Genomic DNA, 24,689 nt, shown 5'->3' with positions numbered 1-24,689 from the left:
CCGACGGCCGGCGCACCGCCGACGGCCGGGAACGCCGAAGGCCGGGAACGCCGAAGGCCCCGGAGCGCTGCTGCGCTCCGGGGCCCTGGGTACTTCACCGGCGACCGCCCACTCACCCTCGGGTCATCGAGTCACCCTCGGGTCATCGAGTGGTCGCCACGAACGGCCGGACGCCGGGGGCACCGGCCGCCGGGTGTCACTGGGCGGGGGTGCCGGCCTTCTTCTTGCGGAGGAAGAACACCGCGGCGCCGCCGACCACGACGAGGACGACCGCGATGCCCGCGATCACCGGGGTGGCGTTGCTGGAGCCGGTCTCGGCGAGGTCGCCGCCCTTGTCCCCACCGGTGTCCCCACCGGTGCTGCCGCCGACCGAGGCCGGGCTGGGCTGGCTGGAGGGCTTGCCGCCGCCACTGCCGGCGGTCTTGCAGTCCAGGACGCCGGAGAACGACTTCTTGAAGCCGCCCTCACCCTTGATCGTGATGTCGTACGGCTGGTCCTCGGCCACCGGAACGGTCACGGTCTGCGACTTGCCCGGGGCGATCTCGTAGTCCTTGCCGGAGAGCTGGAAGCGGAACGCCTCATCGCCCTTGTTGCTCGCCGTGACGTCCACACCACCCTTGGCGCAGTTCTTCTCGGCGGTGATCGCCGGGATGGCACCCTGCTTCTTCCAGGAGAACGTGGCGGCCGCGGAGACCGTGGACTCGCTGGAGCCGGCCAGGATCTGGGTCTGGCTCTTGGCGTGCTCACCGATGCCGGTGAAGGCACGGCCGACCGGGACCTTGGTGGCGGCCTGCGCGGTCAGCGAGCTGCTGCCGTCCGCGGCACCCGCGGGCACGTCGAAGAACAGCTGGGTGCCGTCGGTCGCGCTGGTGACCGGCTTGCCGTCCTTGCCGACGACCTTGGCACCGGCAGGCACACCGGCGGCCGGGGAGATCGTGACGCTGTCGGCGTTGGTGTGCACGGTGACCGGGCCGAGCTTGCTGCCGGACTTGCCGGAGACGGCCGGCGGGTCGAGCGTCAGCGAGGCCTTGGGCTCGGCGACGTTCTGCGCGCTCTTCTCGAGGTAGTCGGCGAGCTTCTCGGCCGCCGGGTCGACCGCGTCCACCTTGGCGTGGTCGGAGAAGCGCCAGATCGCGACCTGGGTGCCGGCCGCGGCGGTCTTCTCGGTGAGGTTCCCGGCACCGGCCTTGGCGGCGAGCGCGGCCAGGTCGTTCACCTGCGGGTACGAGTTCTGCAGAATCCAGCGGATCTTGCCCGCGTCCCCGTTGTTGTGCAGCGACGAGGCGCTCCAGGGCACTTCCTGGTACTTCGCCTGCTGCTGCGTCGGGTTGTGGATGTCGATGCAGTACGTCTGGAGCGTGCCGCCGTTGTCGACCGCCATCTCGAAGAGCCCGGCGCCTACACGCTGGTCCCCTCCGTCGTTGTGCACGACCGCCTGGTCGAAGGTCTTCAGACCACCGAGTGTGGCGGTGGCACCCCCGTGGGAGGGGGTCGTCCCGTCCGCCGCGGCAGGCCCCGCGGTGGCTATCGCACCCGCCGCGACCAGGCCGGAGGCCACGACCGCGGCGGCAAGGCGGGCTGCGCCCCGCCTCTTTATCGAAAGCATGAAATTCCCCTCTGGGCGAGGCGGTCGAGTGGGAGAGGTTGCCTCGCCGGAAAGATCCCAAAGAACTCAACAGCCGAACACGTCAGCCCCCGTGAGTACTTGTCGGATCTTAAGGAGCAGGCGCACCAGGGTCCCCAGTAATGGCATCCCATAAGCGATCCGACTCGTAATCGTTACCGACAACGGGCACCCTGACTTGACATTATCGACAAATCGCCGGAACTTTTCAGGGCACAGTGACCTTCTCCGGCGCATGGGTCACGACTGAAGATGGTGCGGCGGACCCCTCAGGAGACTCGGCGACGGCTGCAATCCCGCTGGTCGTAGGCGTTTTGGCGACCGTGGAGGCCTTCGCGACCGTCTGCTGATTGAGAACTGCCGGAGCCCTGGCGCCTCTCCGTGCTCTGGCGGCTGATGGTGTTTTGGCGGCCGGCTTCGCTCTGGAGGCCGGCGGTGCTTTGGCGACCGTCCGTGCCTTGACGGCAACGTCTGATGTGTCGGCCTCCGTCGGTGCGTTGGCGGTCGTCCCGGTGCGGTCTTCCGGCAACGCGCCTTCCCACAAATCTTGTTGCGATGGTGGAGAGGGGCGCGATGGCGGCGATGGTTGCGGAGATGGGGGCGGGGGCGAGGACGGCGACGATTGCGATGGATGCCGTTGCGGTGGTGCTGACGTGCCCGGTGCCGGGGTCGATTGCGGTGCCGGGGTCGGTTGTGGCGCCAGGGTCGGTTGCGGCGCCGGGGAGGGTTCCGGAGCCAGGGACGATTGCTGCGCCGGGGAAGGTTCCGGAAGCCGGGTCGATTGCGGCGCCGGGGAAGGTTCCGGAGCCGGCGACGATTGCTGAGCCGGGGCCGGTGGCCCGTCCGCTCCCGTACGCAGAGACCGGAGGACTCTCCGGAATGCGGCGGTCCCGCGCGCGAGATCGTGGCCGATCGCCACGGCATCAACCTCCGCCGAGAACCAGCGCTGCCCGCCCTTCTCGGGTGGCTGTTCCCCCTCCCGCAGCCGTAACCGTCCCTGGACGATGAGTGGTTCACCCACTGCCACGGACGCCGCCACATTGTCGGCGAGCCCACGCCACGACCGGACCGTATAGAAACTCGTCTCCCCGTCGGTCCAGCGTTCCTGCGCCTTGTCCCACCGGCGGGACGTCGCCGCCAGCCGGAACCTCGCGACCGTCACACCCGCCGCCGTCAGCCGGTGCTCCACCGCCGTCGCGGCATTTCCCACCAGCGTCACCATCGTGTCGTTCACCTGATACGCCTCCCCCGTGTCCTGCGCTCGCTCTCGTCACGTACTGCTCTCATCACGTGCCGCTCTCGTCACGTGCTGCGCTCGCTCTCGTCACGCGCTGCTCTCGTAGCGTGCTGCTCGCGCTGCGTTGACCTCATGCTGCACGGGTTCGGCGGGCGCCGCGGCGGCGTGTGGACAGGTGGCCGACTGTGGACAACTCGGCCACCCGGAAGAGGGATCACGGCGGGCTGTTCACAGCCCACCGGTCACCGGCTGCCCTCCCCGCCACCTTCCGGCAGCCGTCGGGCGTTCCTCTCCCTCCCCGGGCGCCACGGCCCCCTCTCGGAGACCACGGCCGTCCCATCGTTCCGCCACCCCGCCACCCCGCCGCCCCGCCGCTCAGCCGCTCAGCAACTCCCGCCCCCGCCCACCCATTGCTTCCTTCCGCCGTCACGCGCCCGAAGCCACCGCGTACTGCTCCCGCACCTCGCGGTAGCGCAACAGCTCGGCGGCGACCGGCTCCAGCACCCGCGCCCGCCCGCAAGCCGCCGCCGCACTCCGCAGCCGCCGCTCGGCGTCCTGCCCGTAACGCCGGGCCGGGCCGCGCGCCACCACCCGGCACATCCACGCCAGCGCCGGCCCGCCCACCGACCCGAGAACCGCGGGCAGCAGCCCGGAGGACCAGGCCGTCGCCTCGCCCACGCCCGTGACCGCACCCAGCAGCCACAGGACCCCGACGACTTGGAGTACGGACAACATCCCCTGGAGCGAGGCGGCAACCGTCCACCACCGCGGCTTCACGGCCGGTCCGCCCCGTAGCGACTCCTCGGCCTCCGCCGCCACCTTGTCCAGCGCCTCCGGCAGCCCGTAGGCACCGCGGTCCGCCGCGTCCCGCACCGCGTGGGCCCACGGCGCCGGCAACCCGTGCGCCGCCTCGGCGGCCACCGTGCGGACGGCATGCTCCACCACTGGCCGGGCCGCCGCCCGGCCGTCCACCACCGACGCGTCCCCAGAACCGGCCGCAGCAGCCCCATCAGCGCGCCGATGCCCGGCCGCCGACTGCCGCCCCACCAGGCCCTGCTGCATACCGGTCCGCCCGCCAGCGGTCAGTTCCTCGACCCCGTCGCCGTTCCGCCCGGTACGGCTCCACTCCGCGCAGGCCTCCCCCACGGCGACCCGCCCGTCCCGGCCCCGCCCCGCTCCCGCCCGCCCGATTCGACGGCCGCGCACCGCGCCGCCCCACCCCGGGTCGGTCCGCCCGACGCCTGCCGCCCCCGCACTTGTACGCCCTCCCCGGTAAGCCCCCACCCCCGTCGTCCCAGCCCCCGCCGCCCCCACTCCCGTCATCCCCGCATCGGTCGCCCCCACCCCGAAGCCAAGGGCCCCCCGGCTCCCCCGCCGCCCCCGCATCCGCATCCGCATCCGCATCCGCATCCGCGACCACGGAGACCCACAGGCACGCTCCGCATACCGCAGCCAATCGCGTTCCGCCGCCCGCCCGGTGGCCACCGCCCCCACCGCCTCCGCCAAACGGTCGTCGAACTCCGCACGGGCCCGTTCGGTCAGCCCGACCCGGCTCTGCGCCACGTACACCGACCGCAACCGATCGGTCGCCGCATCCACATCCGCCGCCAGCCGCCGGTCCGCCGCACCCCGTTCCGCGACGAACTGGCCGAGCGCCTCCCGCAGTTCCCCCACGCCCCTGCCGGTCGCGGCGGACAGCGCAAGCACCGCCGCCCCGGGCTCCCCGTGCTCGCCGAGCGCCAGCCCGTCCTCGTCCAGCAGCCGGCGCAGATCGTCCACCACCTGGTCAGCGGCGTCCCCGGGAAGCCGGTCCACCTGGTTGAGGACGACGAACATGACCTCGGCGTAGCCCGCCAACGGCCGCAGATACCGCTCGTGCAGCACCGCGTCCGCGTACTTCTCCGGGTCCACCACCCAGATCACCGCGTCCACCAGCTCCAGCATCCGGTCCACCTGCGCGCGGTGCTCGGTGGCCGAGGAGTCGTGGTCGGGCAGGTCGATCAGGATGAGTCCGCGCAGCTCGGAGCTGCCGTCCGCCGGGGCGTGCCGGCGGTGGGTGGGCACGCCCAGCCGGTGCAGCAGCCCGTCCGCGCCCGGCCGGCTGCCCGGCCAGACGCAGGCAACCGGCTCCGCGGTCGTCGGCCGCCGCGGCCCGACCTGCGAACGGTTCGCCCCGGCCAGCGCGTTGAACAGCGACGACTTACCGCTGCCGGTCGCCCCCGCGATGGCGACGACGGTGTGCTCACCGGACAGCCGGTACCGCTCGTCCGCCGTCTCCAGTACCCGGCCCGCGCCCTCCAGCGTCCGCCCGTCCAGCCGGGTCCGGGACAGCGCGATCAACTCCCGCAACGCATCCAGCCGCCCACGCAGCCCACCCCCCACGGCTCGCCGCCCCCCGTCCGCGACCCACCGGTACGCGCCTCCACCACCGCTCTCCACATCGGCCGGCGAACGCGGCTGCACCATCGCCTCCACGCGCCGGTCGGCACGTGACGCGCTACGTGTTCCGCCGCTACGGGCCCTCTCCATACGCGCTTCCGTGCCATGCACTTCCGCGCCGGGGAATTCCGCACCACGGAATTCCGCTCCATGCACTTCCGTGCCACGGGCTTCCGCACCATGTCCGTCCGCTCCACGGGCTTCCACACCATGCATTTCCGCGCCACGGGCTTCCGCAGCCCGGGCTTCCGCAAGGTGGGATCCCCTGGCACGGGCCCCCTCCGCCGAGGTACCGCCTCCCGCCCGCACACCCGACTCGGCCCGGGCCCCGACCGGCGCGGCAACTCCAGCCGCAACAGCCGCCCCAACAGGCGGCCCCATCCGCGTCCCCGGCCTGGGCACCCCTGCATCCCGCGCCCGCCGCGCGATCAACCCGTCATCCCACGCCCCGCCCACGCCCACCCGTCGCACAGCCGACCCCCCAGCCGCTGCAGGTTCCTCCTCCGCCACCGACACCGCGGCCCCGTGAGCCTCCCAAGCCTCCGCAGCCCCCACACCCTCCCCAGAAGACGCAGGCACCACAGCAACCACAGGCGCTGCACCCACCTCAGGCTCCCCCTCCACGGCAGACGCCATCGCCACCACCGACTCCCCCGGGCTCCCACCTCCCCCGAACACCCGGCCCTCCCTCGGCGCTACACCTTCCCCCGGCGCCCTCCCGCCCCCCGACGTCACTCCCCTCCCCGACATCACGTCTCTCCCCGACGCCGCATCCCTCCTCGACGCCACACCACCCTCAACCGGCATCACGCCCTCCCCCCTCACCTCACCGGCCTCTCCCTCCCCCGTCCCCCGCCCCTTGTCCGTCGAGCCTTCCCCGGAACCAGCCACCTCGGAATTGCTCACCCCGACACCTCCTCCTTCTCCATCGCCCTCGCCCGCTCCTCCGCTTGCCGCTGCTCCCGCGGCCTTTCCTTCTCCGTCCCCTCCGGCTTCTCCTTCTGCTTCTCCTTCTGCACTACGGACAGCGCGGCGATCAGCTCCGCCTGCTGGTCCAGTGGGACGGTCAGCTGGTCCAGCGGTGCCAGCCGCCGCTCGCGCTCACCGTCCAGCGCGCGCTCCAGGTAGATGGCCAGAAGCCGTCCGCCGCGCTCACAGAGCCGCAGCGCGGTCTGGGCGCCCAACAGGTCGGCGAGGTTCTCGCCCGCTGTACGGGCGCGACGGCCGCCGAGCAGAGCGGTGGCCAACAGCGCGGCCGACTCCTCCGGCTCCACCGACCCGGCACGCTCCCCGGCCTGTCCGGCGCGCGCCTCACGGGTCTCCTCCTCGGCCAGCTCCTCCAGGCAGCGCCGCCAGCGCCGGACGATCACACCGAGCCGGCCGCCCGCACCCGAGGCGCCCGCGGCGGCCGTCAGCGAGACCTCGGCCGCCGCGGGATCCCGCCGCCAGGCATCCGCCGCCCGCTCATCGGCCTCGTCCACGGCGCAGGTCAGCAGCGAGGTGAGCCCGTCGGTCAGCGCGTCGAGCAGCTCGTCCGACCGGCCGTCGAGCCCATGGTCACGCCAGTGGGCACGCGCGTCCCCGGACAGCACCTCACCGGCCGCGACCTCCTGCCGTACCCGCTCCGCGGCCCGCTCGTACGCCTCCTCGACCCGGCCGGCCAGCCGCAAGGCCGCGGCGTGCTGGGCGGCGGCGGCCCCGGCCAGCGCGGGCAGCCGGCTGCGCAGCGAGGCGATCACCCCAGCGGCCGTACGCTCCGCCGCGGCGGCGCGGGCGACAGGGTCCTGGGCATGCCGCTCCAGCCAGCCGCGCAGCGCCGCGACGGCCGTGGCGGGCAACAGCCCGCTTCCCCCGCCGGCCGACTCGGGCAGCTCGGGAATGGTGAACCGGGGGACATGGCCGAGACCGGCCCGCTGGAGAAGTTCGGCGTACCGCCCGGAGATGTCGGTGGCGATCTGATGCGGCACCCGGTCCAGCACGGTCACCAGCGTGACGTCGTACTCCTTGGCCGTCCGCAGCAGATGCCAGGGCACCGCATCCGCGTACCGGGCCGCCGTGGTGACCAGCACCCATACATCCGCCGCGCAGATCAGTTCGGCGGCCAGTTCCCGGTTCCGCGCGACCAGCGAATCGATGTCCGGTGCGTCCAACAACGCCAGCCCACTCGGCAATGCCGGATCCGTCTCGATCCGCACCGTCAGCATCCCCGCCTCGGCCCCGCCCCCCACCGCGGCCGCACCGCCCTCCCTCCCGAGGCCTGCGCCACTCCCCCCACCCACACCGTCGTACGCCCCATAACCATCCCCAGCCCCCTCCGCCTCCCGCTCCCGATACACCTCGGAGGCAGAAGCCTCAGAAGCCTCACACCCAGCCGCTCCCACCCCACGAGCGCCAACCACCCCGTGCGCGCCCCCATGCCCCTCCTGACACGCCTCCACCCCATGCCCCCCGTGAGGCCCACGCTCCGCACCGGCCCCGTTCGTCATACGGGCGCCCTGCCCGCCCACCACCGCACGCCCACCGCCGGCCGCCGGCCCGCCCACCCCATGGACCCCGACCCCGTAATCCCCCCGGCCCAGGCCACCGCCCGCCGCATACTCCCCCTCGCCGCCGTCATCCTGCTCAGGGACCCACACCCTGGCGAGCTGCGGCAGGACGCGTGGTCCGGCGAACCAGTGGAGATCGTCGGGGTGGCAGACCAGCACCGGCGTACGCGTCGTCGGACGCAGCACCCCGGCCTCCGAGACCCGCCGCCCCACCAGCGAATTGACCAGCGTGGACTTGCCCGCGCCGGTCGATCCGCCGATCACTGCGAGCAGCGGTGCCTGAGGAGAGCGCAGACGGGGAATCACATAGTCGTCGAGCTGGGCGAGCAGCTCGGCCCGGTTGCGCCGGGCGCGGGCAGCGCCCCGGAGTGGCAGTGGAAAGCGTGCGGCGTCGACGCGGTTACGCAGAACGGACAGTGCGTCGATCAGCCGGGGTCGTACGTCCAAGGTCACCACATGTGCAGAATGCCCAATTTCGTTGGGTTTTTGAAGCGTATAACCCCTCGTGCGCGCCGCAAGAACCCCCACAGATCGGGATAAGTGGCGCGCGAGACGTTCGCGACACGTGAGGCGCAGGCATAACGAGTGCACAACACCCGCCGCACGAGGCGCCAAAAGCGGTGCAGGATTCGTACCTGCCTGCGATTATCGGGACCGCTTCACCGAACCTCCACAACGTGCCACGGAGGTGAAGCAACCGGGACGAGGCACCCGGACCTCTATCCTTGTCCGCGGTCCGTGATCCACGTCCACACCCGGCCCCCGTAGCTCAGTGGATAGAGCAGGTGCCTTCTAAGCACTTGGCCGCAGGTTCGAGTCCTGCCGGGGGCGCCATCGCCCGTACGGTGTTCAGCCCTCCCTCGTGGAGGGCTTTTTGCTGGTCGGGGGCGATTCAGCGGGTCCGGCGCGCGGCGGCTTCGGCAGGGTCGGAACGGCTCCCGGGGGCGAGGGTGGGAGTCCGGCTGACTGGCCGGTGATGCAGCGTGTGTAGGTGGCCAGGAGCACGGGAACGCTGTTGCCCGCCCGCCCAGGCGGCGACCGGGACGGGCAGTCCCCGATCCCGGCCAGGAGGCGGGCGGCCTGGCCGGGAGGGAGCAGAGACCGCCTGTCCACAGCCCCGGCAACTCACCTGGGTAAAACGGTCCGCTGTTCATGCGCCGCTTCCGCAGAAGAAGGAGCTCTGCGAGCGATGAGTCTGCGCCGTCCGCGAGGTCCAGTTGTTCGACAGATCCCTCACAACCTGATTCGGAGATCGCATGACTGACGCAACGGACACTGCTCCCGCCCGTTCCCTCAGGGTGCCCGGCGCACATCTGCATTACGAGGTGCGCGGCGAGGGTCCTCTCATCGTGCTGGTCGGTGCGCCGATGGACGCCGCTGCCTTCGCCCCGCTGGCCGGCCTGCTCGCCACCGACCACACCGTGCTCACTACCGACCCACGCGGCATCAACCGCAGCAGGCTCGACGACCCCGGGGAGGAGTCGACTCCACAGCTGCGCGCCGACGACCTGTCCCGGCTGATCGCCCATGTCGACGCGGGCCCGGCCATGGTCCTGGGCTCCAGCGGTGGCGCCGTCAGCGCGCTCGCCCTCGTCCAGGCTCACCCCGATCACGTGCACACCGTCGTCGCCCACGAGCCCCCGCTGATCGAGCTGCTGGAGGAGCGGGAGCAATTGCGCGCCGGGACCGAGGACCTGGTCGCCACCTACCTGGCCGGCGATGTGACGGGGGCCTGGAAGAAGTTCTTTGCGCAGGCCGGCATCACGATGCCCGAGCCCGTGATGGAGCAGATGTTCGGCGAGGATCGCGATCCGCGGCAGGTGGCGGACGAACGCCGCTGGTTCGCCCACGAGATGCGGGCCTCCACCTACTGGCGGCCTGACACGGCAGCCCTGCGCATGGCGGCGCCCCGCATCGTGGTGGGCATCGGCGAGGACTCCGCCGGACAGCTCTGCGACCGAACCTCCAGCGCGCTCGCTCAGGCGCTGGGTACCGGGCCGGCGAAGTTCCCCGGCGGCCACACCGGGTTCGTCGAGACCCCCGATGCCTTCGCCACCCGCCTGCGCGTGGTCCTCCGCGAAAGCTGAGCCACTGGAACACGTGCGGAGGGGGCGGTTTGCGCCCAGGCTGGCCACGCGCTTGCCGACGGGCGAGTTGTACTCGTGAGCGTCTTGTACGCGTGATCGTCTTGTACGCGTGAGCGTCATGGACCGCCTTGCGGAGCGCCGGTGGGTCCCGGGCCGGTCGGCGTCGAGGATGACGTCCATGATCCGGCACAGGTCGTGCCGGGGCGGGCGGGAGTCTGATGCAGACCTTGCCTCTGCGCTCGGTGCGCCGTGTCGTCAGGGTGGGCTCGATCAGCTCCGGGGGGGGAACGTGGGCCCCTGGCTTCGCGAAGCCAGGGGGCCGCCCCTCAAAGCCGACGGGGCGCCCAGGCGGTCTGTGCCTGGGCGCCCCGGCAGGGGATGTGGTGGCGTCGAGGACCGTCTAACTGGGGCCTCGGAGGCCGTTCCCGGTCAGCTGCGGGGCCGGCCGGTGGTCTGGAGTTGCTTGTCCTGGGGCGTGCTCTTCGTCGTGATGTGCGGGTTGCGCGACTTGAGGATGGCCCAGCCGACCGCCAGGCAGACGGCCCAGCCGGCGCCCACGTACAGCGAGATGCGGCTGTCCGGGTCGATCGCGATCAGGACGGTCACCAGGAGCAGGAACGCCACCGCGATCCAGCTGCAGACCGTGCCGCCCGGTGCCGGGAAGGACGAGGCGGGCAGGCGGCCGGCGACGACCGCGCGGCGGTAGAGGATGTGGCTGATGAGGATCATCAGCCAGGTCCAGATGCCGGCCGCGGTGGCCACCGAGGTGACGTAGCCGAACGCCTTCTCCGGGACGATGTAGTTGAGGATCACGCCGATGCCCATGAGGGCGGCGGAGAGGGTGATGCCGAGGGCCGGGGTCTTGGTGGAGCTCAGCTTGCCGAGAATCCTCGGGGCCTCGGAGTTGGCGGCGAGGTCGCGGAGCATGCGCCCGGTGGAGTACATGCCCGAGTTGCAGGACGACAGCGCGGCGGTCAGGACGACGAAGTTGATGATCGCCGCACCGGCCGGGATGCCGATCTTCGCGAACGCGGCCACGAACGGGCTGACGCCCTCCTCGAACTCCGTCCACTTGACGACCATCAGGATCACGCTCAGCGCACCGACGTAGAAGACGATGATGCGCCACGGCAGCGTGTTGATGGCCTTGGGCAGGGTCTTCTCCGGGTCCTCGGACTCGCCCGCGGTGACACCGACCAGCTCGACGGCGAGGTAGGCGAACATCACGCCCTGGAGGGTCATGAGGCTGGAGCCGATGCCGTTGGGGAAGATCCCGTCGTGGGCCCAGATGTTGGAGACCGCAGCGGCGTCTCCCGCCTGGCTGAAGCCGAAGGTGACGACACCCAGACCGATCACGATCATGCCGATGAGCGCGGTGACCTTGACCATCGAGAACCAGAACTCGATCTCACCGAAGATCTTCACCGAGATCAGGTTGGCCACGAACAGCACGACCAGGAAGACCAGCGCGGTGACCCATTGAGGGATTTGTGGGAACCAGAAGTGCACGTAGATCGCGGCGGCCGTCAGCTCGGCCATGCCGGTGACGACCCACATGAGCCAGTACGTCCAGCCCGTGACGAACCCGAAGAAGGGGCCGAGGAACTCGCGGGCGTACTCCGAGAAGGAACCCGACACGGGGCGGTACAGAAGCAGCTCACCGAGCGCTCGCATGATGAAGAAGACGATCACGCCGGCGAGGGCGTACATGAGGATGAGGCTGGGCCCGGCCTTCGCGATGTTCGCGCCCGCGCCCAGGAAGAGACCGACGCCGATGGCGCCGCCGATGGCGATCATCTGGACCTGACGGCTGCCGAGACCCCGCTCGTAGCCCTCTTCCGGTGCCTCGCCCGAGGCTCCGTTGCCGTCGCCGGGGTTCGTGCCGACCTGCGTTGAGGTCATGTGTGGTGCGCCCTTCCGCTCCATGCCGACCCGCGCCTCACTTGGCTACGGATCGGGTTTCGATCCCCCCGGATGCTGATGGAGTTGCATGCCGGCGATCGGCCGGCTCAAGCGCCCCCTACGCGGACATGGGTGATGTCCGTCAGGCGGTCGTGAAGATGTACCACGGGCGAATTTCAGCCAGCATGATGCAGATCACGGAGCAGATCACCCAAAGCGCTCCAGGCTGGGCAAATTACCGGCTGCTGTGACCTAATCGATACGCGACCCGAGCGGCACGCCGGGAACGCGCCCACGCATTGCCGACCCTTCGTGGCAGTCAGTACACGGGATTTGTCTGATATTTGCGTGACCAAGGTCGTTCAAGGCGGGGGCGAGGTGACGCAGCGCGAGGAGCGCGCGGAAGCGGAAGCCGTCGACCGGGAAGGCGGAACGGCGTCGCCGGTGGCGAGATCTAGACCCTGTCCAGCCAACCCCGTCCACCCCCGCCGGCCCATGAAAGCCGTACAAACCAGGCGTAGGCTGGCAGAACGCCTTATTCCGCTGTGAGTGAGCGATGGAGGCGGTGGATGACCGACCCGCGCGGCTTTCTCAAGGTCCCCCGTCGGCCCGTTCCGGCTCGCCCCGTCGAGGAGCGGCTGAGCGACTGGAACGAGGTCTACGCGGGGCAGGCGCTGCTGCCCCTGGTGGCCGAGCAGGCGGGGCGCTGTATGGACTGCGGCATACCGTTCTGCCACAGCGGGTGTCCGCTGGGGAATCTCATCCCCGAGTGGAATGCGTATGCGACGCGGGGCAACTGGCGGGCCGCGGCCGAGCGGCTGCATGCGACGAACAACTTTCCCGAGTTCACCGGGCGGCTGTGCCCGGCGCCGTGCGAGGACGCCTGTGTGCTGGCCATCAACGCCGATCCGGTGACGATCAAGAACGTCGAGCAGGCCATCGCCGACCAGAGCTGGGAGCGGGGGTTCACGGTCCCGCATCCGCCGGAGCGGCTCAGCGGGAAGAGCGTCGCCGTCATCGGCTCCGGGCCCGCGGGGCTGGCGGCGGCGCAGCAGCTGACCCGTATCGGGCACACCGTCGCCGTCTACGAGCGCGCCGACCGTATCGGCGGGCTGCTGCGCTATGGCATCCCCGCGTTCAAGCTGGAGAAGCGGCACCTGGACCGGCGGATCGCGCAGATGCGGGCGGAGGGCACCAAGTTCCGCACGGGGGTGGACGTCGGCGGCGAGGCCGATGTCACCGAGCTCCGCAGGCGGCACGACGCGATGGTGGTGGCCGTCGGCGCCATGGAGCGGCGGGAGCTCCCCGTTCCCGGGCGGGAGCTGTCCGGTATCCACCAGGCCATGGAGTATCTGACCCTCGCCAACCGGGTCGCCGAGGGTGACTACGCCGCGCCGCCGGTCACCGCCGAGGGCAGACATGTGGTGATCATCGGTGGCGGGGACACCGGTTCGGACTGTCTGGGCACCGTCCTGCGGCAGGGCGCGGCGTCCGTGGTGCAGCTGGACATCAACCCGGAGCCGGGCGACGCCCGGGCGGACACCGAGCCCTGGCCGGTCTACCCGAGGGTCTACCGGATCTCCCACGCCCATGAAGAGGCCCGGGGCCGGGCGGGCACGGATCCGCGGTTCTTCTCCTCCGCCACCCTCCGGTTCGAGGGGGACGCGGCCGGGCGGGTGCGCGCACTGCATCTGACGGAGGTGGAGCCGACCGCCAGGAGGCCGCTGCCGGACACCGAGCGGGTGCTCCCGGCGGAGCTGGTGCTGATCGCCCTCGGCTTCTCCGGGCCGGAGCGGGGCACCGGGCTGATGACGCAGCTCGGGCTCACGCTGGACGCCCGGGGGAATTTCGCCCGGGACACCGGCTTCGCGGCCGCGCGGGGCCGGCGGCCGGGCGGAGCGGGGCCGGGTGGGACCACGGCGGCGGACGGGGCCGGGGCGGCGGACGGGGCCGGCACAGTGGACGGCGTCTTCGTGGCGGGCGATGCGGGGCGGGGGCAGTCGCTGGTGGTGTGGGCCATCGCGGAAGGCCGGGCCGCCGCGGCGGCCGCGGACCGCTATCTCACCGGCTCCACCGCACTCCCCTCCCCCATCGCCCCGACGGACCGGCCGCTGGTGGCGTGACGCCCGTGACGCCACGGGGTGCCCGCCCCGCGGCGTACGGCTCGCCCCGATGCGCGCGCGTACCGCTCACCCCGATGCGTACGGCTCACCCGGGTGCGTGGGCCGCGCTCGGGTGGTGGTGGTTGTGCGCGGTGGGGAGTGGTGGGCGCTGGAGGGGACGGCAGGGGCGTGCAGAGCGGGCGGGTGCGAGGGGTGGGCTTCTGGAGCCCCCTTTTGCCCCTTTGCTACTGGGCGCAACGCCCAGGCGACGACTTGACTTTGGTCATGGCGATTCAGCCCCGCTTGTTGGGTATTGACCTTCCTGTCCCGTTCTCTCTGTATATGCCAACGTGAATCGTTGGCGGCATGTGCTTGGAGGCGCACCATGGCCGCCCGACCACTCGTCGCGCGTCAGACCAACCAGCGGCTGCGGTCGCTCATCCAGGAAGCCTCATTGTCCAACTCCGCGCTGGCCCGCCAGGTGAACGTCCTGGGAGAGGCGCAGGGTCTGGATCTGCGGTACGACAAGACCTCCGTGAGCCGGTGGCTGAGTGGTCAGCGGCCACGCGGCCGGGTGCCGGCGATCATCGCCGAGGCGCTGAGCGGCAAACTCGGCCGCACGGTCTCGACGGAAGAGATCGGCATGGCCAACGGCAACAGCGTGACCTGCGGGGTCGGTCTCCACTTCGCGGCCACGGTGGAGGACGCGCTGGAACAGGTCCGTGAACTATGGCATATGGACGCCGAGTCCAGGGGGCTTTTGTCGCGTTCCGCCATGACCGCCTCGGCGTTGGTCGAGCCCAGCAGGGACTGGCTGATCAGTTCCCCGGATCCGCAGGTGGCACGCAGCTGGCGGCTGGGGCCGCGGGTGGGGGCGACCGATGTGGAGCTGGTGCGGGCGACCACCCAGGCGCTGGCCGAACTCGATCACCGGGTCGGCAGCGGATATGTCCGGCCGGTCATCGTCTCCTGTCTCAGCAGTGTGCTGTCCGGTCTGATGGACGGGAGTTACGCCGAGGCCACCGGACGGCAACTGTTCGCCGCGGCCGCCCGGTTGACGGAGCTCGCCGGGTACACGGCCCTGGACGTCGGGCAGCCGGGCCTGGCGCAGCGGTACTACATCCAGGCGCTGCGACTCGCGCAGGCCGCGGACGACCGGTGCTACGGCGGCTATGTGCTGGCGGCCGGGCTGAGCCATCTCGCCGTCGGCGCCGGCTGCTCCCGGGAGGCGGTCCAGCTCGCCCGCGCCGCGCAGGAAGGCACCCGGGGGCGGGCCCCGCTGGCCGCGCAGGCCATGTTCTATGCGACCGAGGCCCGCGGTTACGCGATGCTCGGGGACGCGCGGATGTGCAAGATACTGGCGGACAAGGCCACCGAGGCGATGGCGCATGTCGTTCCGGGGGACAGTCCGGAGTGGATCGCGCAGTTCGACCGCGCCTATCTGGCGGACGAGTTGGCCCACTGCTACCGGGATCTGAAACAGCCGCGGCCGGCCGCCCGGCGGGCCGAGGAGGCCCTCGCCCGGCATCCGCGGACCCGGGTACGGCGCCGGTCCATCGATCTGCTGTTGCTGGCCACGGTCTTAGTGCAGGCCGGTGACGTCGAGGAGGGGTGCCAGGCCGCCGTACAGGCGGTGGCGCTGCTCGGCAGGATGAAGACGGCGCTCGGGGAACGGTACTTGCAGCACTTCAGGGACGAGTTGCGGCCCTTCGGCGACACGACGCCGGTGCGCGAATTCGAGACCCTGGTGCAGGAGAGCGGTGTGCGGGTGCCCAAGTGACGCCCGTCCGTCGGGGGGCGGACCGGCGGGCGGGGCAGCCGGTCGTGGGGGCACCGACGGCCAGTGGGCCCGTACCGTCCCGCGGGGAGGGGGTGCGGAGCCGGAGCCCGGCTGACCGTCGGCGGTAGAGAGCCACCCTCAGGGGGGCACCTCAAGGGGTGCAGCGGCAGAGGGGTACCGGTCGCCGGTGGCGATCCGGCCCGCCGCTTGGGGTGTTCCGTCGTGCGAGGCCCGCCGGCCTGAACGCCGGGACCGGCCCTTGTGGAGGTGTTACGGCCCTTGTGGAGGTGCTACGGCGCCACGCCGTGCCGTACTCCGGCCGCCAGCGGCACCGCCGCCCACACGGTGCAGCCGCTGTCCGCCTCGACCCTGCGGCCCCATTGGGAGGAGGACTTGGCGACCAGTTCCAGGCCGCGGCCGTGCTCCTGTTCCTGTCCCGGGTGGCGCCTCCGCGGCACCGACGGCGTTCCCCCGCGGTCGTGCACCTCGATGTGCAGCTGGTTCTCCGATCTCCCTATCCGGCAGGTGATACGGGTGCCGGCGGAATACTGGATGGCGTTGGTGAACAGTTCCGACAGGACGAGCAGCACCAGATAGCGGGTGTCCTCGTCGTGTATGCGTTGTCCGTCGAGCCAGGAGCGCGCCAGGCTGCGGCAGACCGGTACGGCCCGCTTCAACGCGGGCAGTCGAAGCACCACTTGCTGCCCGGAACCCCAGCAGTCGGCGGGGACCAGGGAGTTTCCTTCCTCGGGCCAGCCGGCGATATGCCGGGCGGTCACCATGACTTCGGCCGAATGCATTGTGGTGGGTAACATGACTACCCCTTTCGTACATGCCTCATGGACTCCGATGCCGCTTTCGCCTCATGAAGCACTGCCAGCGCCATCGCTCGATCTGTCCTGGCGGCCTTCGGAGTTCGCCGCGCCTCCGGTGTGCACCGGTCCGCTTCCGACCTCTTTCCCGTATTAATTCAAGCAGCGCGAGAGCCCGCCCGGGAAGGCGCAGTGTGCAGCAATGGGAGCAGCCGGGGATATTGCCGACGCGAAATACTATCACCATAAGAAAACGGTTGCGCATTATCCGTAATGTAATTAATGAGTATGCGCGGAGACCGTGCCGGAAATGAATTCCGCGAGAATGCGGAAGAAATGCTACCGCTTCGGCGGGGCCGTGAACAGGCCGACGCCCGGCGGGCCTGAGCGACCCGCCGGGCGTGGTGTGCCCCCGATGACCGAGGGGCTACGGTGCCGTCAGTTCCAGGCCCAGCTGCTCGGCGATACCGGCGGCGAGGGCGGCGAGCGTGGGGTGCTCCCAGACGAAGTTCCGCGGGAGGCTGAGGCCGAAGGAGCGGTCGATGCGGGCCCGTAGCTCCATGGCCAGCAACGAGTCGAATCCCAGGGATTTCAGCGGGGTCTGCGGGTCGAGCGAGCTCTTGCCCAGCCGCAGCACGTCGCGGACATGGCCCGCCAGATGCTCCTCCAGCGCCGCCCTCCGGGCCAGTCCGGCCGGCAGGGCGGTGAGCTTGGCCCGCATGTCCTCGGTGGTGTCGTCCGGTTCCGGGGCCTGCTCCGCCGGTGCGTCGCCGGACATCCCGCTGAAGAACGGGAGATGCCGGCCCGCGGGCGGCAGCCAGGTGTCGGGCGGGCCGGGGAGTACCCCGGTCTGCACCCGCCGGTGCGCCAGCAGCGTCTGCAGCGCCGCCAGCCCCTGGTCCGTGGGAATGGTGCGGTAGCCGCGGGCGCTGAAGTCCGTGGCGACCCCGATCTCGCCCCACGGGCCCCAGTTGACGGCCAGCGTCGGCATCCCCTGTGCGGAGCGCCAGGCCGCGAACCCGTCGAGCCAGGAGTTCGCCGCGGCGTAGGAGCCCTGGCCGGGGTTGCCCAGCAGCGAGGCCATCGAGGAGAACGCCGCGAACCAGTCCAGCGGATGCCCCTCCGTGGCCCGGTGGAGCTGCCAGGCGCCGTCCACCTTCGGCATCCAGACCCGCTCCAGCTGGTCCTCGGCGACGTTGGCGATCACGGCGTCGTCCAGCACCATGGCGCAGTGCACCACACCGTGCAGCCGGAATCCGTCGGCCACCGCCGTGGACACCAGCCGGTCGGCGACGTCCGGCTCGGCGATGTCACCGAGGACCACCGACACCTTGGTGGTCTTGCCGATCACCGTGGCGAGCGTCTGTGCGGCTTCGGGGGACGGGGCGGAGCGGCCGTTGAGCACGAGATGGCCGGCGCCGTGGCCCGCGAGCCATTTCGCCGTGGCCAGCCCCAGGCCGCGCAGCCCGCCGGTGACGATATAGGCGCCGCCCTCCTGTACGGGCAGATCCATGTCGGGCAGCACCGCGGGGGCCTCCCCGCTGTCGGGCACGGTCAGCACCAGCTTGCCGACATGGTCGGCGGCCGCCATGGTCCGGAAGGCCGTGGCGGCCTCCGACAGCGGATACTCCGTGCAGTGCAGGGGCTTGAGCCGGCCCTCCTCGAACGCTTCGAGGACCTCGCGCCACAGCGTGGCGAAGGTGTCGGGGCGGTTGCGCCGCAGCTCGATCAGGTCGACGGTGCTCAGGGTGACGTTGTGCCGCAGCGGCAGCATGCCCAGCGGGGCGTCCGCCAGGATGTCGCGGACCCCCAGCTCCACGAAGCGGCCGAACGGGCGCAGGGTCTCCAGGCCCGTCCGGATGGCCGCTCCGGACAGCGAGTTGAGGACCACGTCCACGCCTTCGCCATGGGTCGCCTCGCGGGTGCGTTCGCCGAATTCCAGCGTGCGGGAGTCCATGACGTGGCGGATGCCCATGCCCCGCAGATAGCGGCGCTTGTCCTCACTGCCGGCCGTGGCCAGCACCTCGGCGCCCAGCAGCCGGGCCACCGCGATCGCCGCCATACCGGTGCCGCCGGTGGCGGAGTGGATCAGCACCCGCTCCCCGGCGGTGAGCCGGGCGACCGAGCGCAGCGCGTACCAGGCGGTCAGGAAGGCGATCGGCAGCCCGGCCGCGACGGCCGGTTCGATGCCGAACGGGACGGGGGCCACCGCGTCGGCGGGCACGGTCAGGAACGATCCGAACGCGCCGCCCCGCAGATCGACCGCGATCACCTCGTCGCCGACCTGCGGACGTTCCACCCCGTCGCCGACCGCGCTCACCACACCGGCGCATTCGAAGCCGATGCGGTAGCGGACGTCCGTCTCACCGGGGAGCAGGCCCATGGCCGTGAGCACATCGCGGAAGTTCAGGCCGGCGGCGGTGACCCGCACCTCGACCTCGCCGGGCCGGGGCGCGCGCCGTTCGGTGACGGCGTACTCCAGGCTCGACAGATCGCCCAGGTGTCCGGCGCGCAGCCGGAACCCGTCCACCCCGTAGCGCACGGTGCAGGCGGTCGCCGCCTCGTCCTGCCCGCCGCTCGGCGCGGCATGCTCCAGGCGGGCGACGTACCGGCCGTCGGCGCGCAGGGCGACCTCGTCGTCGTCCGCGTCCGCCAGCAGTTCCAGGGACACCTCCTCGGGATCGGCGTCGTGCGGGTCGGCGTCCACCAGCACCGGCCGGAGCTCGGGGTGTTCCAGGGCGCCGACCCGCAGCAGTCCGCGCAGCGCGGTCTGGCCGAGGTCGACCTCGTCGCCCGGCACCACGGCGCGGGCCCCGCGCGTGACGACGTACAGCCGCGGCGTGTCCGTGGTGGCGGTGATCGCCTGCAGGGCGCCGAGGAGTCTGCGGGTGCGCCGCAGGGACTGCTCGGTGGGCTCCCCGCCGTCCGCGGGGCCGCACACCAGCACCACACCGCGCGGGGTTTCGAGGGTGGCGGCCAGCCGCCCGGTGAAGGCGTCGCGGAAGGTGTCGAGGGAGGCGTCGTCGAGCGCCCGGTCCCAGACGACCGTGCGGGCGCAGCGGGTGCGCAGCGCCGCGGCCAGCGCCTGCGCCGAGCCGTCCGCTTCGCCCACGATGACCCAGCTGCCCGGTGCGTGGCCGCCGTCCGGGGCCGCACGGGGCGTGGAGCGCCAGCCGATCTCCAGCAGCCAGTCGTCGACCGCCGGGGTGCCGCGGGCGGCCGCGCGCCGTGCGAAGCGCAGACCGTTGACGACGAGCACCACGGCGCCGCTGTCGTCCAGCAGGCGCACATTCGCCACGATGGCTTCCGGCGTGATCTCGCTGACGTGTGCGTGGCAGTACACGGCGGTCGCGGGGTCACCGATGAGGCGCAGCGCCTGCATGCCCACCGGCAGCACCAGCGCCTGGTCCTCCTCGCTGATCAGCGGCGCCACGGCGAGCTGGGCGCAGACGTCGAGGAGGACGGGGTGGACCGGCAGCCCGGGGGGCGGACTGCTGGCCTGGCGCGGTACCGCGACCTTGGCCCAGAAACTGTCGTTGTGGCGGCCGGCGTTCAGCTGGAGGACACCGGTGAAGGCCGGGCCGTGTTCCAGGCCGCGCCGGCGCAGACCGGCGTAGAGATCGGCCGGGTCGACGGACAGCGGGTGGCGCAGGCCCATCTCGTCGACGGATCTGGGCCGGAGCTCGGGCCGCAGGCTCAGCCGGTGCAGCACCGCGTCCGCCTGCGGTTCCCAGTCGCCGTTCTCGTTGCGGGCGAGGATCTGGCACTGGGCCCGGTCCGGTGCGGTCATCGTGACGACGGTGGAGACCTCGGTGTCCGGCTCCAGCCGCAGCAGCTGCTTGAAGTGGACGTCGGTGACCTCCACTTCGTGCGGTGCGGCGCCGAAGACCTCGCAGGCCACCGAGAGGGTCAGACCGCAGTGGGCCGCTCCGGGGAAGACCGCGTTGCCGTGCACCCGGTGGTCGGCGAGCCAGGGCAGTGCGTCGGTACCGGCGTCGGCACGCCAGCAGTGCCGCACGGGCTCGCCGGGGAATTCGGTGTGGTGGCCGGGCAGCTGGGCCCGCGGGGCCTCGGCGAGAGCCGTGGGCTGCGGGGCGTCGGCCCAGTGGTGGCGGCGGTCGAAGGTGACGGTGGGCACGTCCACCAGCTCGCCCTCGGCGTAGAGGTGCCGCCAGTTGACCGGCACCCCGGCGCAGTGCAGCGCGGCGAGCTGGGTCCGCAGCGTGGACTGGTCGTCCTCATCGCGGCGCAGCGTCGGCAGGACGACGGGGTCGGTGACGAGACCGGCCAGACTGCTGTCGACGGAGTGGGTGACCACGGGGTGCGGTGAGATCTCGACGTAGACCACGTGCCGGTCGGCGGCCGCGGCGGCCACCGCCTCGGCGAACCGCACCGGGCGGCGCAGGTTGTCGCACCAGTAGTCGGCGTCGAAGGACGGCGTCTCCCCGGGGTCGACGACCGTCGAGTAGAACGGCACCTTGGGCTGCCGCGGCGTGAGAGAGGCCAGCGCCGAACGCAGCGCCGGCAGCACCGGGTCCACCAGCGGGCAGTGGGAGGCGACGTCCACCGCGATCGGGAACACCGGGATCTTCCGGGCCTCCCAGGCGGCGGCCAGCCGGCTCACCTCCGTGGTCCGCCCGGCCACGACGGTGGAGTCGGGCGCGGAGAGGACGGCGACCGACACGGTGTCGGCGGCGCTGCCGGCGAGTTCCTCGCGCACCGTGGCGGCGTCCAGGCCGACGCTGAGCATGCTTCCGCTGCCGGCGATGTCGCTCAGCAGTCCGGAGCGCCGGCAGATCACCCGGACCCCGTCGGCCAGGGTCAGCGCCCCGGCCACCACCGCGGCCGCGACCTCGCCCATGGAGTGGCCGATCACCGCGGCGGGTTCGACGCCGTACGAGCGCCAGGTGGCGGCGAGGGCGACCTGGAGGGCGAACAGCACCGGCTGCACCGTGCCGCAGCCCTGGACGGGTCTGCCCTGCCGCACCACATCGAGCACGGACACCTCGCTCTGCGCCTTGATGAGCTCGTCGAGCTCGGTCAGCGCGTCGAGGAAGGCCGGTTCGGTCTTCAGCAGGCCGCGTCCCATGCCGGGCCATTGGGAGCCCTGGCCGGAGAACACCCACACCGGCTGCCGCTCGACCGCGGCGCCCACGGCACCGGTCACCACCGCCGGGTGCCGCTCCCCGGACGCGAACGCCCGCAGCGAGCCGATGAGTTCGCGGCGCGCGGAGGTCACCACGCCCATCCGTCCGCGGCCCGCGCAGCGGCGCAGGGCCAGGGTGTGCGCGATGTCGCGGAGCGGGACGTTGGCGCCGTCGCCCTCCATCCAGTCCGCGAGCCGGGTGGCCGCGGTCGGCAGGACGTCCGGGGAACCGGCCGACACCAGGAAGACATCGGAGGACGTCCGTGTCGGGCGGCCGAGGTCCTGGCTGCGGGCGAGCCGCGGTTCCGGGGCCTGTTCGAGCACGACATGGGCGTTGGTCCCCGAGAAGCCGAAGGAGGACACCGCGGCCAGCCGTGTGGCCGTGCGCAGTGGCCATGCGGTCAGTTCGGTGGGGACGAAGAAGCGGGTGCCCCCGGGGGTGATGGCCGGGTTCCAGCGCCGGAAGTGCAGATTCGCCGGGATGGTGCCGCGCTGCAGGCACAGCACGCTCTTGATCAGCCCGGTGACTCCGGCGGCCGGTTCCAGATGCCCCACGTTGGTCTTCACCGACGTCAGGGCGCATCTCCCCGGCCCGTAGCCGTAGACCTCGGCGAGGCTGGCGAACTCGATCGGGTCGCCCACGGGGGTGCCGGTGCCGTGGGTCTCCACCATGCCCACGTCCCGTGGGTCGACACCGGCCTGTCCCAGGGCGTCCAGATACAGGGCCCGCTGGGCGGTCACCGACGGCGCGGCCAGGCCTTCGGACGCGCCGTCCTGGTTCGTGGCCGAGCCGCGCAGCACCGCCAGCACCCGGTCACCGTCCCGTACCGCGTCGGTCAGGCGCTTGAGCACCACGACGCCGCAGCCTTCGCCGCGCACGAACCCGTCGGCGTCGGCGTCGAAGGTCCGGCAGCGTCCGCCGGCCGACAGCATGCCCATACGGGCGAAGGAGCGGGTGATGCGCGGCTGGAAGCTCAGGGTGACGCCGCCGGCGAGCGCGACATCGCACTCTCCGGCGCCCAGTGAGCGGCGTGCCATGTGCACGGCCACCAGGGAGGAGGAGCAGGCGGTGTCCAGCGCCACACACGGCCCCTGCAGCCCGAGCAGGTAGGAGATCCGGCCGGCCGCCACACAGTGCCCGTTGGTGAGGATCGACCCTTCCAACTCCTGTGGCTGGCCGGCCAGTTGGTCCATGTAGTCGCTGTAGCTGATCCCGGCGAAGACGCCCGTCTGGGTGCCGTTCATCCGGTCCGGCGGGAGGCCGGCGTGTTCCAGGGCCTCCCAGGTGACCTCCAGCAGCAGGCGGTGCTGGGGGTCCAGGACGTCGGCCTCCCCGCCCGCGACGCCGAAGAAGGCGGCGTCGAAGCCGGTCACCTCGCGTAGATAGCCGCCCTGACGGGGCGTCGGCGCCCGGCTCCCCGGGCCGGAGGCCTCGGGAACCAGGCGCCGGCGCTCCGCGGGCAGCTCGCCGACGGCGTCGCGCCCGTCGACCAGCAGCCTCCACAGGGCAGCGGGCGAATCGGTGTCGCCGGGAAGCCGGCAGCCCATGCCGATCACGGCGACGGGCTCTGTCTGGTGGGTCGGTCGTGACTCGGATGGCGAGCCGTGCATGTCGTTGCTCATCGGGTCTCCGTATGTGGGAGGTGATCTGCCCGTGGTCACACGGCTTCCGGACTGCCGAGGAGGATGGCGTTCTTCACGCCGCCGACCTGGTAGTTGAAGCTCAGCGCGTAGTCGAAGTCGAGCGGGCGGGGCCGCACGCCGGGGACGGGGTCGAAGGGGAGCCCGTCGGCCGGCTGCTCGCAGTTGGCGGTGGGGCAGACCTGCCCCCGCTCCATCATCATCAGCGTCATGGCGACGCCCAGGCAGCCGGCCGGTGCGCCGTTGTGGCCGAAGCAGCCTTCCTGGGACGTCATCAGCACATCGCTGTCGGGTCCGTACAGCTCCCGGATGGCGGCCGCCTCGAAGGCGGTGACGACGATGTTGCCGTCGCTGCCGCCGTGGACGTACGGCACCTCGTCGATCCGCCACCGGTCGCCGAGGCAGCGGCGGACGGCGGCGACGAGCTCCGCGCCGGTCTCGTCGGACGCGAGGGGGTTGGCCAGTCCGTCCCGCGTCATGGCGGTGGCCAGCACCTGGCCGTACATGTGCGCACCGCGCCGGGCGGCGTGCTCACGGCTTTCCAGGATCACCGTGGCGGCGCCCTCACCGTGGTTGATGCAGTCCGCCCGCCGGTCGTAGGGCCGCATGAGGGAGCTGAAGGACGGCAGCAGCTCCGGCATTCCGGTGGTCCGGAGGTCGTCGTAGGTCTGCTGCGCGCCGCTCAGCAGCCGCTGGATGTTCTGGATGAGGTGGACGTTGAAGACGTCGACCCCGGTCACCACCGCGACATCGACCTCGCCCTGGGCGATCATCCGCCGGGCGTTGCCGATCTGCACGGCGGACGAGGCGCAGCCGCACGAGACGGTGTAGCAGGGGCCGTTGGACTGGGTCAGCGCCGCCTGGACCAGGGCGACGTCGGAGGGTGTCACGGCTTGTTCGGCCGCGACGAACAGCTCCATGGCGTCCGGTGCGCTGGTCTTGCCGGGGTCCGCGCTCAGCACCGAGAGATAGCTTTCGACGTTCGCGTCGACACCGCCGCGCCCGACCAGGATCGCGGCCTCGCTCAGGGCACCGCCGTAGAACGTCAGCCCGGCATCGGTGGTGGCCTCCGCCATCGACACCAGGCCGAAGCGGTGCGCCGAGGTGTAGTGGCGGGAGAAGAACGGCGGCACGTCCGGGAGGCGTTCGTCGAACATCTCCTGGGTGAGCTCGACCGATCCGTAGTAGACCTCGTCACGCTTCAGGCAGGACTGGCCGTTGGAGATCACGGCCCACATGTCGTCGGCAGTGAAGACCGGCTCCGTCCGGCCGGGCAGACAGAATCCGACACCCGTCACCACCACATCGCGGCTCTTGTTTTGTTCTCCGGAGTTCCCGGACTGCTGGTTCATGACAGAACTCCGTCCCTCACG

Annotated in this window: 11 protein-coding genes and 1 tRNA gene; 4 read left to right on the top strand and 8 right to left on the bottom strand. The window is 71.7% G+C overall.

Translation table 11 applies throughout. The features are described 5' to 3' along the window. Positions 1-196: 196 nt before the first annotated feature. The 4 genes from SLV14N_RS26345 to SLV14N_RS26330 all read right to left on the bottom strand — a co-directional run bounded on the left by SLV14N_RS26345 (position 197) and on the right by SLV14N_RS26330 (position 8,293). Positions 197-1,606 carry an LAETG motif-containing sortase-dependent surface protein gene (locus tag SLV14N_RS26345; RefSeq protein WP_263271350.1) on the bottom strand — a complete coding sequence of 470 codons (1,410 nt, stop codon included), beginning with the start codon at positions 1,604-1,606 and terminating at the stop codon, positions 197-199. A 226-nt stretch (positions 1,607-1,832) separates the two neighbouring features. Beyond that, positions 1,833-2,846: a single-stranded DNA-binding protein gene (locus tag SLV14N_RS38710; protein ID WP_272578549.1), complete on the bottom strand. Its 1,014-nt coding sequence runs from the start codon at positions 2,844-2,846 to the stop codon at positions 1,833-1,835. Between the two features lie 441 nt (positions 2,847-3,287). Beyond that, positions 3,288-5,327 carry a YfjP family GTPase gene (locus SLV14N_RS26335; protein ID WP_263271349.1) on the bottom strand — a complete coding sequence of 680 codons (2,040 nt, stop codon included), beginning with the start codon at positions 5,325-5,327 and terminating at the stop codon, positions 3,288-3,290. 875 nt (positions 5,328-6,202) lie between these two features. Then, positions 6,203-8,293, bottom strand: a complete 2,091-nt coding sequence (locus SLV14N_RS26330; RefSeq protein WP_263273272.1) for a GTPase domain-containing protein — start codon at positions 8,291-8,293, stop codon at positions 6,203-6,205. A 311-nt stretch (positions 8,294-8,604) separates the two neighbouring features. Between SLV14N_RS26330 and SLV14N_RS26325 the strand changes: the two genes are divergently transcribed. Both SLV14N_RS26325 and SLV14N_RS26320 read left to right on the top strand, forming a co-directional pair. After that, positions 8,605-8,680 (top strand) — tRNA-Arg (locus tag SLV14N_RS26325). A 422-nt stretch (positions 8,681-9,102) separates the two neighbouring features. Continuing rightward, a complete protein-coding gene (locus SLV14N_RS26320) occupies positions 9,103-9,933 on the top strand; it encodes an alpha/beta fold hydrolase (RefSeq protein ID WP_263271348.1) in 831 nt (276 codons plus the stop codon). Between the two features lie 429 nt (positions 9,934-10,362). On the opposite strand, the gene SLV14N_RS26315 is transcribed toward SLV14N_RS26320, so the two are convergent. After that, positions 10,363-11,835, bottom strand: coding sequence for an amino acid permease (locus SLV14N_RS26315; RefSeq protein WP_263271347.1), 1,473 nt, complete (start codon positions 11,833-11,835; stop codon positions 10,363-10,365). A gap of 569 nt (positions 11,836-12,404) precedes the next feature. Between SLV14N_RS26315 and SLV14N_RS26310 the strand changes: the two genes are divergently transcribed. Continuing rightward, positions 12,405-13,958 (top strand): glutamate synthase subunit beta, encoded by a 1,554-nt coding sequence (locus SLV14N_RS26310; protein WP_208684155.1) that lies wholly within the window; start codon positions 12,405-12,407, stop codon positions 13,956-13,958. Positions 13,959-14,322: 364 nt separating this feature from the next. Continuing rightward, the gene (locus SLV14N_RS26305; protein WP_208684154.1) at positions 14,323-15,717 is read left to right on the top strand and encodes a transcriptional regulator; all 1,395 of its coding nucleotides are present in this window, start codon (positions 14,323-14,325) and stop codon (positions 15,715-15,717) included. 290 nt (positions 15,718-16,007) lie between these two features. On the opposite strand, the gene SLV14N_RS26300 is transcribed toward SLV14N_RS26305, so the two are convergent. The 3 genes from SLV14N_RS26300 to SLV14N_RS26290 form a co-directional block, all read right to left on the bottom strand. After that, the gene (locus tag SLV14N_RS26300; RefSeq protein ID WP_263271346.1) at positions 16,008-16,532 is read right to left on the bottom strand and encodes an ATP-binding protein; all 525 of its coding nucleotides are present in this window, start codon (positions 16,530-16,532) and stop codon (positions 16,008-16,010) included. Positions 16,533-16,956: 424 nt separating this feature from the next. Beyond that, entirely contained in the window at positions 16,957-23,298 is a 6,342-nt protein-coding gene (locus SLV14N_RS26295; protein ID WP_263271345.1) for a type I polyketide synthase, read from the bottom strand. 35 nt (positions 23,299-23,333) lie between these two features. Continuing rightward, the gene (locus SLV14N_RS26290; RefSeq protein ID WP_208684150.1) at positions 23,334-24,668 is read right to left on the bottom strand and encodes a beta-ketoacyl synthase N-terminal-like domain-containing protein; all 1,335 of its coding nucleotides are present in this window, start codon (positions 24,666-24,668) and stop codon (positions 23,334-23,336) included. Positions 24,669-24,689 lie beyond the last annotated feature (21 nt).

Source organism: Streptomyces sp. Je 1-4 4N24, assembly GCF_026239515.1.
GTDB classification, from domain to species: Bacteria; Actinomycetota; Actinomycetes; order Streptomycetales; family Streptomycetaceae; genus Streptomyces; species Streptomyces nigrescens.
This window is presented reverse-complemented; position numbering and strand designations above follow the sequence as displayed.

What these genes read in the sequence shown, in the direction of transcription:
- SLV14N_RS26315 (WP_263271347.1), bottom strand. Translation starts at nt 11,835, where the DNA reads ATGACCTCAACGCAGGTCGGCACGAACCCCGGCGACGGCAACGGAGCC.
- SLV14N_RS26295 (WP_263271345.1), bottom strand. Translation starts at nt 23,298, where the DNA reads ATGAGCAACGACATGCACGGCTCGCCATCCGAGTCACGACCGACCCAC.
- SLV14N_RS26290 (WP_208684150.1), bottom strand. Translation starts at nt 24,668, where the DNA reads ATGAACCAGCAGTCCGGGAACTCCGGAGAACAAAACAAGAGCCGCGAT.
- SLV14N_RS26305 (WP_208684154.1), top strand. Translation starts at nt 14,323, where the DNA reads ATGGCCGCCCGACCACTCGTCGCGCGTCAGACCAACCAGCGGCTGCGG.
- SLV14N_RS38710 (WP_272578549.1), bottom strand. Translation starts at nt 2,846, where the DNA reads ATGGTGACGCTGGTGGGAAATGCCGCGACGGCGGTGGAGCACCGGCTG.
- SLV14N_RS26320 (WP_263271348.1), top strand. Translation starts at nt 9,103, where the DNA reads ATGACTGACGCAACGGACACTGCTCCCGCCCGTTCCCTCAGGGTGCCC.
- SLV14N_RS26335 (WP_263271349.1), bottom strand. Translation starts at nt 5,327, where the DNA reads ATGGTGCAGCCGCGTTCGCCGGCCGATGTGGAGAGCGGTGGTGGAGGC.
- SLV14N_RS26345 (WP_263271350.1), bottom strand. Translation starts at nt 1,606, where the DNA reads ATGCTTTCGATAAAGAGGCGGGGCGCAGCCCGCCTTGCCGCCGCGGTC.
- SLV14N_RS26310 (WP_208684155.1), top strand. Translation starts at nt 12,405, where the DNA reads ATGACCGACCCGCGCGGCTTTCTCAAGGTCCCCCGTCGGCCCGTTCCG.
- SLV14N_RS26300 (WP_263271346.1), bottom strand. Translation starts at nt 16,532, where the DNA reads ATGTTACCCACCACAATGCATTCGGCCGAAGTCATGGTGACCGCCCGG.